This window comes from Streptomyces sp. NPDC002467 (genome assembly GCF_042889825.1).
GTDB lineage: Bacteria > Actinomycetota > Actinomycetes > Streptomycetales > Streptomycetaceae > Streptomyces.
In genome coordinates this window covers 445,510-457,991 of record NZ_JBIARJ010000004.1, presented here as the reverse complement: position 1 = coordinate 457,991, position 12,482 = coordinate 445,510, and the positions used below count along the sequence as shown (strand labels likewise).

The window sequence follows — 12,482 nt, the reverse complement described above, 5'->3', positions numbered from 1 at the left end:
GCCATGACGGCTGTCATTCGTTATCAATGACAGTCGAGTGGTTTGTGTCGTTGTCCCGATACGCAGGAGTGAGCAATGCGGATTCCGATGACCGTCGCGGACTTCCTCGACCGGGCCGAACTGGGGTTCTCCTCCAGTCCCGGCGTGGTCGACGAGCCCGACCAGCCCGCCCCGCCCGTGCCCGTGTCGACGTACGGGCGGCTCGGTGACCGGGTCCGGGCCTGGCAGGCCGGCTTCGACCGGCTCGGGGTCGGCGAGGGCGAGCGGGTGGCCGTGGTGAGCCACAACTCCTCGCGGCTGCTGGAGCTGCTGTTCGCGGTGCCGATGAGCGGCCGGATCTGCGTGCCGGTCAACTTCCGCCTCAAGCCCGAGGAGATCGAGTACGTCGTCCGGCAGAGCGGGGCCTCGGTCCTGCTGGTCGACCCGGAGCTGGACGAGGCCCTCGCCGGGGTCAAGGCGCGCCACCGGTTCGTGCTCGGCGCGCAGACGGAGGACGAGCTGATGCGCTTCGGCGTCGAACCCCGTCCCTGGTCGAGGCCGGACGAGGACGCCACCGCGACGATCAACTACACCTCGGGCACCACCGCCCGACCCAAGGGCGTACAGCTCACCCACCGCAACATCTGGGTCAACGGTCTGACCTTCGGCCTCCACACCCGTGTGTGGGAGCGTGACGTGTACATGCACACGCTGCCGATGTTCCACTGCAACGGCTGGGGAATGCCGTACGTGATGGCCGGCCTCGGCGTGAAGCAGGTCGTGCTGCGCAAGGTCGACGGGGCCGAGATCCTCCGCCGGGTCGACGAGCACGGCGTGACGCTCATGTGCGGCGCGCCCGCGGTCTGGAACGCGGTGCTCGACGCGGCGGCCGGCTGGGAGGGCGAGATCCCCGGCCGTGACCGCGTACGGATCGTCTGCGCGGGTGCCCCGCCGCCGAGCAAGATGATCCAGCGGGTGGACGAGGTGCTGGGCTGGGAGTTCACGCAGATCTACGGCCTGACCGAGACCTCCCCCCTGCTCACCTTCAACCGCGCCCGGCCGGCCGACGCGGATCTGCCGGCGGAGGAGCGGGCGCACAAGCTGTCCCGCGCGGGACTGCCCGCGCTCGGGGTCAAGCTGAAGGTCTCGGAGGGCGGCGAGGTCCTGGCCCGGTCGAACGTCGTGCTCGACGGGTACTGGGACAAGCCCGAGGAGACCGCGGCAGCCCTGGAGGGCGACTGGTTCCACACCGGCGACGGCGGCACGGTCGACGAGGCGGACGGGCACCTGACGATCTCGGACCGCAAGAAGGACGTGATCATCACGGGCGGCGAGAACGTTTCGTCGATCGAGGTGGAGGACACGATCTTCAGCCACCCGGCGGTCGCCGAGGTCGCCGTCATCGGCGTGCCGCACGAGAAGTGGGGCGAGACGATCAAGGCCCTGGTGGTCCTCGCCGAGGGCACGACGGCGGACGAGGCCGAGATCATCGCGCACTGCAAGCAGCGGATGGCCGGCTACAAGGCGCCGACGTCGGTGGAGTTCCGTGACGCCATCCCGCGCACGGCCACCGGCAAGATCCAGAAGTTCAAGCTGCGGGAGCCGTACTGGGCCGGGCTCGACCGCGGGATCAACTGACCGCTGGACGCTGGATCAACTGACCGGGGAGCGGGCGGGCGGCGGCGGGCGGGCCCGGGGCGGCCCTGGGCCGGTCCCCGCGTCGGCCCCCGCGTCGGCCCGGGAACGGCGCTCGTGGAACGCCGACCGGCCCCGACCGGCCCCGACCGGCCCCGGCCGCCCCCGGCCGTTCCGCGTGCGGGTGGAGCTCACCGCGACCGCCCCCCGCCGGCCTGCGGTGATGCGCCACGGGCAGGCGGGTCAGGCCGGCAGGTTGGCCTCGATCGCGGCGAGGACCTCGGGGGCCTCGGGCTCGGTGCGCGGGCGGAAGCGCGCCACGACCTCACCGGCGGGGGAGATCAGGAACTTCTCGAAGTTCCACTGGACGTCCCCCGCCTCGCCGTCCGCGTCCGCGAACTTCACCAGCTCCTGGAAGAGCGGGTGCCGGTTCTCGCCGTTGACCTCGGACTTCTCCAGCATCGGGAAGGTGACCCCGAAGCCCGCCGCGCAGAACGTCTGGATGTCCTCGGCGGTGCCGGGCTCCTGCTCGCCGAACTGGTTGCAGGGCACGCCGATGACGGTGAAGCCCTTCGCCTCGTACTTGAACTGCAGGCGGGCCAGTCCCGAGTACTGCGGGGTGAGCCCGCACTGCGAGGCGGTGTTCACCAGCAGGATCGCCTTGCCCTTGTGGGCCCCCAGGGTGGTGGGCTCGTCGCTCAGGGTGGTCAGCGGGATGTCGTACAGGCTCATCGGGTTCTCCTCGGCAGGAAGGAACGACTCAAAGGGATCACCGTGATCGAGGTGATCCGATCGAGGTGATCGGGGTGATGCAGGTGATCAAGGGGAAAGGCTAAGCTCCCGCGCCGATCAGTTCGTCCGCCGGGTCGTTCACCGGCTGCGGCATGCCCGTGAGGTCCATGACGAACAGCGGTATCCCCAGATCGTCCGCCCGGGCGCGGGCCTCCTCCGTGTATCCGGCGAGCGCGAAGTAGACGCTGGTCGCGGACGCCGTGAGTCCGTTCAGCCATACGCACTCCACCGCCCGCAGCCCGGCCGGAGCGGTGGTCGGGTCCACCTGTGCGACCAGGCCCGGCGCCCGCAGGTCCACGGCCGCCGAGGGGATCGGGCGCCCGTCGGGCTGTCGTACGTCCTGGAAACCGAGCCAGCGCAGGTACAGCGCGGCCGTGGCCACCGCGTCCCGGGCCGTACGGATGGTCACCGGGCGGAACGCGGGGCGAGGCACCCGGACCGGGCCGGCCGGGGCCGGCGGTGACGAGTCCGGCGCGTCCGGTCCATCGGCGGCCGCCGGCCGCCGCCCCGCAGGGCCCCGCGCACCCGGCCGCCGGGCCGGATGCACGCCTCCCACCGGGTCGACCGGATCCACCGGGTGCACCGGCAGCCGCACCACCGTGCCGCACGAACCGCACCCCAGCTCCGGGTACGGCCATTCGCTCTCCCTCCCGCAGGACTCGCACCGCACCGTCACCCAGGTGTCCGACCAGGTGCGGTGGGTCAGCGGCAGAGGGGGCGCCGTCAGGTCCAGCGGCGGATGGACCGGGCTCCCGCAGGCGCAGGGGAAGACCGGTGCGGTGTAGCCGTTCTCGCGCAGGCACGCCGGGCAGCGCACCGGTACCGCTTCCGCCATGAGACCTGGACCCCCTCCGTCGCTGTGCGTAGGTCCATGCTCCACCACCGGCGACGGCGGGGGCGCGAGACGGACCATTTCCGGTCGGCGGCTCGGTCATTTGTGTAAGTCACCGAGCGAGAAGCGGCTTTTGGTGGCATCCGTGCAGCCCCGCCGCCTTGACGTCGCGAGAGCCGCCGCTTAGCTTGTTCCGTATAGCAGAACAAAACTTCCGGATGACGGAAAAGCCTGACCGCCACACCCGCAGGAGAACCTGATGCCTCGTATGACAGCCGCCGCCGCTGCAGTTGAGATCCTCAAGCTTGAGGGTGTCGAACAAGCGTTCGGCGTGCCCGGTGCTGCGATCAACCCGTTCTACCGCGAGCTGAAGAACGTGGGCGGCATCGCGCACACGCTGGCCCGCCACGTCGAGGGCGCCTCGCACATGGCGGAGGGTTACACCCGCGCCCAGGCCGGCAACATCGGCGTCTGCATCGGTACCTCGGGCCCGGCCGGCACCGACATGATCACCGGCCTGTACTCCGCCATCGCGGACTCGATCCCGATCCTCTGCATCACCGGTCAGGCTCCGGTCTCGAAGCTCCACAAGGAGGACTTCCAGGCCGTCGACATCGCGTCGATCGCCAAGCCCGTCACCAAGGCCGCCACCACGGTCCTGGAGGCCGCGCAGGTCCCCGGTGTCTTCCAGCAGGCCTTCCACCTGATGCGCTCCGGCCGTCCGGGCCCGGTCCTCATCGACCTGCCGATCGACGTCCAGCTGACCGAGATCGAGTTCGACCCCGAGACCTACACCCCGCTGCCGGTCTACAAGCCGCAGGCGAGCCGCGCCCAGGCCGAGAAGGCCCTCGGCTTCCTCCTCGAGGCCGAGCGTCCGCTGATCGTCGCCGGTGGCGGCATCATCAACGCCGACGCCTCCGACCTGCTGGTCGAGTTCGCCGAGCTGACGGGCATCCCGGTCATCTCCACCCTGATGGGCTGGGGCACCATCCCGGACGACCACGAGCTGGCCGCCGGCATGGTCGGTGTGCAGACCGCTCACCGCTACGGTAACGCGACCTTCCTCGAGTCGGACACCGTCATCGGTATCGGTAACCGCTGGGCAAACCGTCACACCGGTTACAACCTGGACGCCTACACCAAGGGCCGCAAGTTCGTCCACGTCGACATCGAGCCCACCCAGCTGGGCAAGATCTTCGCCCCGGACTTCGGCATCGCCTCCGACGCCAAGGTCGCCCTGGAGCTCTTCATCGAGGTCGCCAAGGAGTGGAAGGCCGAGGGCAAGCTCCCCGACTTCTCCGCCTGGGCCGCCTCCGCGCAGGAGCGCAAGGCCACCCTGCAGCGCCGTACGCACTTCGAGAACATCCCCATGAAGCCGCAGCGCGTCTACGAGGAGATGAACAAGGCGTTCGGTCCGGAGACCCGCTACGTCACCACCATCGGTCTCTCCCAGATCGCGGCCGCGCAGTTCCTGCACGTCTACAAGCCGCGCCACTGGGTCAACTGCGGCCAGGCCGGCCCGCTCGGCTGGACCATCCCGGCCGCCATCGGTGCCGCCACCGCGCAGCCCGACGTCCCGGTCGTCGCCCTCTCCGGTGACTACGACTTCCAGTTCATGATCGAGGAGCTGGCGGTCGCCGCCCAGCACAAGGTCCCCTACGTCCACGTCCTCGTGAACAACGCCTACCTGGGTCTGATCCGCCAGGCGCAGGGCGGCCTCGGCATCAACTTCGAGGTCAACCTCGAGTTCGAGAACATCAACACCCCGGAGCTCGGCGTCTACGGCGTCGACCACGTCAAGGTCGCCGAGGGCCTGGGCGTCAAGGCCATCCGCGTCACCGACCCGGACAAGCTGGGCGAGGCCTTCGAGGAGGCCAAGAAGCTGGCGCAGGAGTTCCAGGTCCCGGTCGTCGTCGAGGCCATCCTGGAGCGCGTCACCAACATCGCGATGAGCAAGACGGTCGACATGAGCGACGTCACCGAGTTCGAAGAGCTCGCGACCGAGCCGGGCCACGCCCCGACCGCGATCAAGCCCATCCAGGCCTGATCACCCCGCTTGTACGCAGCGGCCCCCGCCCCTCCACGAGGAGGGCGGGGGCCGCTCCGCGTTCCCCGGCCGCCCTCCAGCCCCACCCGCCCCGTCCGGCTCGTCCGTTCGGGGCTCCGTCGTGTGCGTCGGCCGTCGCCGCCCGTGCGGGGGCAGCCCGGACCAGGACACTGGCCCGGGGCCTGCCGAGGCCGTGGCGGGCCGCTGGAGGACGAGAGGTGGCCGGGGTGGCGCAGGGTACCGGGGGAGCGCGGGGCGGGGGCGGGGGCGGGGCCGCCGAAGCACCCGCCGGCGATGTCGAGCGCGGGGGCCACCGGCAGGAGCTGAAGCGCACGCTGGGCCCCTTCCAGGTGTTCGTGATCTCGTTCGCCTTCATCTCGGTGGCGGTCGGAGCCTTCGGCACGTACGACGACGTCCTGCGCAGCGCGGGACCGGTGGGGATCTGGCTGTGGCTGATCGCCGCGGCGGGGCAGACCCTGGTGGCGCTGGTGGTGGCCCAGTTCGCGGCCCGCATCGTGCTCAGTGGCTTACCGATGGGCCTCCCGGCTGGCCGACCCGCGGACGGGGTGGTGGTTCGGCCGGCTCACCTTCTGCTTCCTGGCGATCGCCGTCGTCGCGATCGACAACGCGCCGGCGAGTCAGGCCTTCATGCCCCTTGCCGGGATGAAGCAGGACGAGGACATCGCGCGGGTGATCACGCTGATGGTGCTGCTCGTCCAGGCCGTCGTCGCCATCGCCTCGACGCGCCTGGTCGGCTGGATCAACTCGGCGGCGGTGGGATTGGAGGTGGCGCTCCTCGTGGTGGTGGCGATCGCCCTCCTCATCGCCGTGCTCGTCACGGGCGACGGCTCGGCGGCCAACCTGACCTCGCGCGGCGTCGCCGCGGACGCGCCCGGCTACTTCGCCGTCGACGGCGGGCTGATGGTGGCGATGATCATGGGGCTGGCCACTCTCGTCGGCTTCGACTCCGCCGCGAACCCGGCCGAGGAGGCCAAGGACCCCCACCGCACCGTTCCGCGCGCGATCGTGGGGTCGGTCGTGGCCGCGGGTCTCCTCGGGATGCTCTTCCTGATCGCGCTCACCGTCGCGATCGAGGATGTGCCGCGGATCAGCGCCGACGGGTCGCCGGTCGCGGCGATCATGCGCGAACGGCTCGGTCCGGTCGCCGAGAAGGGGCTGCTCGTCGCTGTCTCGTTCGCGTTCTTCGGCGCCGGGATCGTGGTGATGGTCTCCTGCTCCCGGCTGATCTACGCGATGTCGCGCGACGCGCGGTTCCCCGGGCACCAGGTGATGCGGAAGGTCGACCCCCGTACCCGGACGCCGGCCCCGGCGACCCTGCTGATCCGCGTCCTCGGGTTCGTCCTGATGGTCGTGCTGCCCGGCCGGGCACTGCTGGAGCCGATCACGGCGTCGACGATCCTGCCGGCCCTCATCTACGGCGCGATCATCGTCCTCCACCTGGCCGTGCGCGGCCGTCTGGGCCGGCAGGAGGGCGCCTTCGACCTCGGGCGCACGGAGCTGCCGGTGGCGGTCTGCGCGCTGCTCTGGACGGTGCTCGCGCTGTTCGTCCTCGTGACGCCGAAGGAGGCGCTGGTGCCCGTCGTGGTCGCGGGAGGCCTGCTCCTCCTGGGAGGGCTGTTCTTCCTCGGCATGCTCCTCTTCGACCGCGAGGCGCTGGACACCGAACCGGGAGAGGACCCCCTCCGGTAGGACGCCCGGCGGGCCGGCCACGGCACGCGAAAGGGGGCTGCGGCCGAGCCGCAACCCCCTGCGCCTTCCACGCCCCCGATGCCGCGGGGCTCGGGGATCAGCCCCGGTACCACCACTGGTCGGCGAAGGGCTCGTGGCAGTCGTACTGGAAGGGCACCGCGCCGTCGCCGCCGCCCTGGACGACCAGGCACTTCCAGCTGTTGCGGTTGGCCAGCATGTAGTAGTTGTTGCCGTTGGCGTCGAACCGGACCTGCCACCGCTGATCCGCGAAGTTGTGGTCGCAGTCGTACTGGAAGGCGGGCGAGTTGTTCGCGGTGCCCTGGACCACGAGGCACTTGTTGCTGTTGAAGTTCCTCAGCTCGACGTTGTCCGTACTGCTGCCGATGAAGTACCAGTACTGGTCGTCGAGAGTCGTGCAGGTGTACTGAATGGCACGGGTGCCGTTCGCCTTGCCCTGGAGCACGAGGCACTTCCCGCTGTTCTCGTTGCGCACGCGGAAGGCGCCGGTGGCGGCAGCGGCAGCGGCCGGATCCGCCGAGGAGGCCACACGCTGGGCCGTCTCCGGAGACATGAGGACGGGCGGCTCCTTGGCGGAGCGCTGCGGGGTGTCGTCGGCGGTCGTGGCCGCCGAGGCGGGACCCGAGAGAGAGGCGGCGACGAGACCCATGGACCCGATGGTGAGGGCAAGACGGCGGAGCAAAACATTCCCCTTAAATGCTTGATCGGACATTCCGATCAAGATCATTTTTAGGTAATCGCGCGCCGTGGACAAGTGCCTTCGGAAACGACAAAGCGCCGAGTCACGGGACCGTCCGTAACGACAAAGCGCCGAGTCACGGGACCGTCCGTGACTCGGCGCTCTGGTTGTTACCGCCCGACGGTGCGAGGCTGGCGCGACAGGACGTTCGCACCGCCGGGCGGAGTAGGAGGCTCCTTCGCCTCGTACGGGGGGCTCTGTGCGTAGCCCCCGTACGAAGGGAAGGAGTTGGCTGGGACCGTGGCGAACGGCGACGAGAACTCCGGCTTCGTCTCCCTCAGGTCAAGAGACGGGCCTCGGAACCCATTACCACCGCACTGGCTCGCACGCTCGCCACGGTCCTCGTCCTGCCCTCACCGCGTACCACCCCTCATCCGGGTAAGCGGGTCGGGCTCGGTACCCGGGGCCTGACCTCCCGTCAGACCCCCGGTACAGCTTTGCGGCTCAGGCGTCGCGCAGGGCGCGGACGGCCTCCTCGACGCGCTTGCCGTAGTCGGCGTCGGCGGCGTGGAAGTGAGCCAGGTTCTTCTCGATGACGTCCTCGAGGGTGACCTGAGACAGGCCGCCGGCGATGTTCGCCACCAGACGCTGCTTCTCGGCCTCCGACATCAGGCGGTAGAGCTCACCGGCCTGGAAGAAGTCGTCGTCCTTGGTGTGGGCCGGCGCGGCGTGGGTGCCCGTGTAGCCGGAGACGGCCTTCGGGGCGCCGAGCGCGAGACCGGTCTCGGCCGGACCCTGGTACGAGTTGGGCTCGTAGTTCTTGTCGTGGCGCGAGCCGTTGCGCAGCGCCATGACGCCGTCGCGGCCGTAGTTCTCCGCCTTCGTCGCCTTCGGGGCGTTGACCGGCAGCAGGGTGTGGTTCACACCGAGGCGGTAACGCTGGGCGTCGGCGTACGCGAACAGACGGCCCTGGAGCATCTTGTCCGGCGAAGCGGTGATGCCCGGAACGAAGTTGTTCGGGGAGAAGGCGGACTGCTCGACCTCGGCGAAGACGTTGTCCGGGTTGCGGTCGAGGACCAGACGGCCCACGCGCTGCAGCGGGTAGTCGCTGTGCGGCCACACCTTGGTGAGGTCGAACGGGTTGAAGCGGTAGTCCGCTGCCTCGGCGGCGGGCATGATCTGCACGTACAGGGTCCACGAGGGGTTCACACCGCGCTCGATGGCCTGCAGCAGGTCGGTCTGGTGCGAGTTGGCGTCGGAACCGACGATCTCGGCGGCCTGCTCGCCCGAGAGGCAGCGGATGCCCTGGTTCGTCTTGAAGTGGTACTTGACGAAGAAGGCCTCGCCCGACTCGTTGGTCCACTGGTACGTGTGGGAGCCGTAGCCGTTCATGTGACGGTACGACGCGGGGATGCCGCGGTCACCCATCAGCCAGGTGATCTGGTGCGTCGCCTCGGGGGCGTGCGCCCAGAAGTCCCAGACGTTGTCCGGCTCCTGCTTGCCCGTGAAGGGGTCGCGCTTCTGGGAGTGGATGAAGTCGGGGAACTTGATCGGGTCCTTGATGAAGAACACCGGGGTGTTGTTGCCGACGAGGTCGTAGTTGCCCTCTTCGGTGTAGAACTTCAGCGCGAAGCCGCGCGGGTCACGGACGGCGTCCGCGCCACCGAGCGAGTCCGCCACGGTGGAGAACCGCAGGAAGGTCTCGGTCTTCTTGCCGACCGTGTTCAGGAACGCGGCGCTGGTGTACGCGGTGACGTCGTCGGTCACCTCGAAGTAGCCGTACGCGGCGGAACCGCGGGCGTGCACCACGCGCTCCGGGATGCGCTCCCGGTTGAAGCGGGCAAGCTTCTCGATCAGCTGCTGGTCCTGGACCAGCAGGGGGCCACCGACGCCGGCGGTGGCGGAGTTCTGATTGTCGGCGACCGGGGCGCCGGACTCGGTCGTCAGCGTGCGCTTCGACATGGTGACCTTCCGTACGGGTAACTGCTGACGGAAAGTGTCTTCCGCCATGCGGAGCCTAATTTCGGCATGAACTAAACGTCAACAGTTTGTTGAACAAAGTTGAGGAGAGGTGATCCGGACGGCGTCGGCACTTGGGCGCGACAGGACAGGTGTCAGCACCGACGCCATCCGGAAACTCAGGTCCCCCAAGGGGGAAGGGTGCTCTGGAAGATCAGAGCTGGGCGCCGGAGAGGCGCTCGACCGCACGGAGCAGGGCGGAGTGGTCCAGGCCACCGTCACCCTGGGCGCGCAGCGAGGCGACCAGCTGGGCGACGACCGCGCCGACCGGGAGGGCCGCACCGACGTTGCGGGCGGCGTCGGTGACGATGCCCATGTCCTTGTGGTGCAGGTCGATCCGGAAACCGGGCTTGAAGTCGCGGTTCAGGAAGTTGTCCTTCTTGCGGGTCAGGACCGTGGAGCCGGCCAGACCGCCGTTGAGCACGTCCAGAGCGGCTTCGAGGTTCACGCCGGACTTCTCGAGGAAGACGACGGCCTCGGCGCACGCCTGGATGTTCACCGCGACGATGAGCTGGTTGGCGGCCTTCACCGTCTGGCCTGAGCCGTGCGGACCGCACAGGACGATGACCTTGCCGAGGGCCTCGAGGATCGGCAGGGCCGCGTCGAAGTCGGCCTGCTCGCCACCCACCATGATCGACAGGACGGCCTCGATGGCGCCGGCCTCGCCGCCGGACACCGGGGCGTCGATGACGCGGATGCCCTTCTCGGCGGCGTTCTTCGCCAGGTCGATGGAGGTCTGCGGGGTGATCGACGACATGTCGATGATCAGCGCACCGGACTTGGCGTTCTCGAGGATGCCGTTCGGGCCGTAGTTGATGGCCTCGACCTGCGGGGAGGCGGGCACCATCGTGATGATGACGTCGGCGTCGGCCACGGCCTCGGCGATCGAGCCGGCCGCGGAACCGCCGGCGGCGGCCAGACGGTCCAGCTTGTCCTGCTCCAGGGTGAAACCGGTGACCGAGTAGCCGGCCTTCAGGAGGTTCTCGGCCATGGGGGAGCCCATGATGCCGAGACCGATCCACGCGATCTTGGGGAGGTTGCTCATGATGAGGTCCTTCTCTTAATGCTTCGTACGAAAAGTGCGAGAGGTGCCTGGCCGATCGCCCGGACTTTGTCCTCTTACTTGGCGGCGCGGGCCTCGGCCGGCAGCCACTCGAAGGACGCGGCGGCGTCGGCAGCCTTGTACTCCAGGCCCACGTAGCCCTGGTAACCGGCCTTCTTCAGCTGGTCCAGCAGGTCTTCGAGGGGCAGCTCTCCGGTGCCGGGGGCACCGCGTCCGGGCTTGTCCGCGATCTGGACGTGCCCGGTCTTGGCGGCGTACTTTTCGATGACCTCGGAGAGGTCCTCATCGTTCATCGCCAGGTGGTACAGGTCGAGCAGGAACTTGGCGTTGCCGAGGCCGGTGGCCTCGTTCACCTTGTCCACTACCTCGATGCCGGCCGGGGCGCTCACCAGCGGGTAGAGCGGCGACTCGGGCTTGTTCAGCGTCTCGATCAGGAGGATCGCGCCGACGCGGTCCGCGGCCTGGGCCGCGACGACCAGGTTCTTCAGGGCGAGCTCGTCCTGGACGGCCGGGTCCACGCCTTCGACGCGGTTGCCGTACAGGGCGTTCAGCGCCTTGCAGCCGACCGAGGCGGCGAAGTCCGCCGCCACGTTGATGTTGGCGTTGAAGCGCTCCGACTCCTCACCGGGAACCGAGACCGCGCCGCGGTCCGGGCCCGGCAGCTGGCCGGCGTAGAAGTTCAGGCCCACCAGCTGCGTGCCGGCGTCCTCGAGAGCCTTCTTGAGGGCGTCCAGCTCTGCCTGGGCGGGGGTGGGGGTCTCGATCCAGGGCCACCACAGCTCGACCGCCGTGAAGCCCGCCGCGGCGGCAGCCGCGGGGCGCTCCAGGAGCGGGAGTTCCGTGAAGAGGATCGAAAGGTTTACATCGAAGCGCTGGTCCGTGTATCCCATGAGGGGTGTGCGCTCCTTCCGTATTGCGGAAGTTTGTTTCTGCCTGATGGAAGACTGCATGGGCTTGCGCGTGGATGTCAAGTGCGGACTCCCGGAAAATCGTGACCGAGAGGTAGCTTGACCGCGTGCGATTGAGAGTGGAGTTCACGACCGAGCCCTTCGACCTCGAAGAGGCTCCTGCCCACGCCGTGGCGGCCCGCGAGGTCATCCAGAAGGCCCAGCTGGAGGCGGTGGACGTCGGCCCGTTCGGCAACACCGCCGAGGGCGAGGCCGAGCGGGTGCTGGACGCCGTGCGCGCGCTGCTGCGCGATTCCCTGGAGGCCGGCGCGACGCGCGTCTCGCTCCAGGTCAACGTGATCGGGGAGGAGGCGCCATGACCGAGCCCCGCGACCACCCCTTCGTCGCCGCGGTCAAGCCGCTGATCGACGCCATGGGCGGCGAACTGATGGATCCGGCCCTGGCGCAGCCCGACGACGTCGTGCTGACCTGGGAGGGCGAGGAGCTGCTGGCCGTGCGCCTGCCCCAGCTCTCTGACTCGCTGGACCACATCCTGGCCGCCCTGGAGCGCCGTCACGGCGTACCGTTGTCACAGCTCGACCGGAAGTCCAAGCAGGACGTCGTACGCATACTGGAGGCGCGAGGCGCCTTCTCCGTGCGGCACGGTGTGGAAACGGTCGCGGGCGCACTGGGCGTAAGCCGATTCACGGTCTACAACTACCTGAACCGGGACGCCGGGGCTCAAAAGGGATCCGGCAAAAACAGCCAAACGTGAACGTAAACTCACCCACAGTGACGAGCCGCCGCCCAATTCACCCGGG

Annotated in this window: 11 protein-coding genes; 5 read left to right on the top strand and 6 right to left on the bottom strand. The window is 69.2% G+C overall.

Annotated elements, in window-relative coordinates:
- Nucleotides 1-75 precede the first annotated feature (75 nt).
- The gene (locus tag ACFYYJ_RS11720) at nt 76-1,617 is read left to right on the top strand and encodes an AMP-binding protein (RefSeq protein ID WP_385121432.1); all 1,542 of its coding nucleotides are present in this window, start codon (nt 76-78) and stop codon (nt 1,615-1,617) included.
- A 240-nt stretch (nt 1,618-1,857) separates the two neighbouring features.
- Here the strand turns inward: ACFYYJ_RS11720 and ACFYYJ_RS11715 are convergent, their stop codons facing one another.
- Together ACFYYJ_RS11715 and ACFYYJ_RS11710 are read right to left on the bottom strand one after the other, a co-directional pair.
- The gene (locus ACFYYJ_RS11715) at nt 1,858-2,346 is read right to left on the bottom strand and encodes a glutathione peroxidase (protein ID WP_389131148.1); all 489 of its coding nucleotides are present in this window, start codon (nt 2,344-2,346) and stop codon (nt 1,858-1,860) included.
- A gap of 100 nt (nt 2,347-2,446) precedes the next feature.
- Nucleotides 2,447-3,241: a hypothetical protein gene (locus ACFYYJ_RS11710; protein ID WP_385362276.1), complete on the bottom strand. Its 795-nt coding sequence runs from the start codon at nt 3,239-3,241 to the stop codon at nt 2,447-2,449.
- Between the two features lie 256 nt (nt 3,242-3,497).
- Here ACFYYJ_RS11710 and gcl point away from each other — a divergent pair, with 256 nt between their 5' ends.
- Entirely contained in the window at nt 3,498-5,285 is a 1,788-nt protein-coding gene (gcl, locus tag ACFYYJ_RS11705) for a glyoxylate carboligase (RefSeq protein ID WP_385121439.1), read from the top strand.
- A 522-nt stretch (nt 5,286-5,807) separates the two neighbouring features.
- A complete protein-coding gene (locus tag ACFYYJ_RS11700; RefSeq protein WP_389131144.1) occupies nt 5,808-6,995 on the top strand; it encodes an APC family permease in 1,188 nt (395 codons plus the stop codon).
- Nucleotides 6,996-7,092: 97 nt separating this feature from the next.
- Here ACFYYJ_RS11700 and ACFYYJ_RS11695 read toward each other — a convergent pair whose 3' ends face one another.
- The 4 genes from ACFYYJ_RS11695 to ACFYYJ_RS11680 all read right to left on the bottom strand — a co-directional run bounded on the left by ACFYYJ_RS11695 (nt 7,093) and on the right by ACFYYJ_RS11680 (nt 11,664).
- A complete protein-coding gene (locus ACFYYJ_RS11695) occupies nt 7,093-7,662 on the bottom strand; it encodes an RICIN domain-containing protein (protein ID WP_389131142.1) in 570 nt (189 codons plus the stop codon).
- Nucleotides 7,663-8,196: 534 nt separating this feature from the next.
- Nucleotides 8,197-9,654 (bottom strand): catalase, encoded by a 1,458-nt coding sequence (locus tag ACFYYJ_RS11690; RefSeq protein WP_385121447.1) that lies wholly within the window; start codon nt 9,652-9,654, stop codon nt 8,197-8,199.
- Between the two features lie 211 nt (nt 9,655-9,865).
- On the bottom strand, nt 9,866-10,756 hold the full coding sequence (locus tag ACFYYJ_RS11685; protein WP_385362282.1) for a 2-hydroxy-3-oxopropionate reductase: 891 nt from the start codon (nt 10,754-10,756) through the stop codon (nt 9,866-9,868).
- A 74-nt stretch (nt 10,757-10,830) separates the two neighbouring features.
- On the bottom strand, nt 10,831-11,664 hold the full coding sequence (locus ACFYYJ_RS11680; RefSeq protein WP_385121452.1) for a TIM barrel protein: 834 nt from the start codon (nt 11,662-11,664) through the stop codon (nt 10,831-10,833).
- A gap of 125 nt (nt 11,665-11,789) precedes the next feature.
- Here ACFYYJ_RS11680 and ACFYYJ_RS11675 point away from each other — a divergent pair, with 125 nt between their 5' ends.
- Both ACFYYJ_RS11675 and ACFYYJ_RS11670 read left to right on the top strand, forming a co-directional pair.
- Nucleotides 11,790-12,041 carry a thiamine-binding protein gene (locus ACFYYJ_RS11675; RefSeq protein ID WP_385121454.1) on the top strand — a complete coding sequence of 84 codons (252 nt, stop codon included), beginning with the start codon at nt 11,790-11,792 and terminating at the stop codon, nt 12,039-12,041.
- Complete coding sequence (locus ACFYYJ_RS11670; protein WP_385121456.1) at nt 12,038-12,436, top strand: helix-turn-helix domain-containing protein; 399 nt, start codon at nt 12,038-12,040, stop codon at nt 12,434-12,436. The genes ACFYYJ_RS11675 and ACFYYJ_RS11670 overlap by 4 nt, the downstream gene beginning before the upstream one ends.
- Nucleotides 12,437-12,482: the final 46 nt, after the last annotated feature.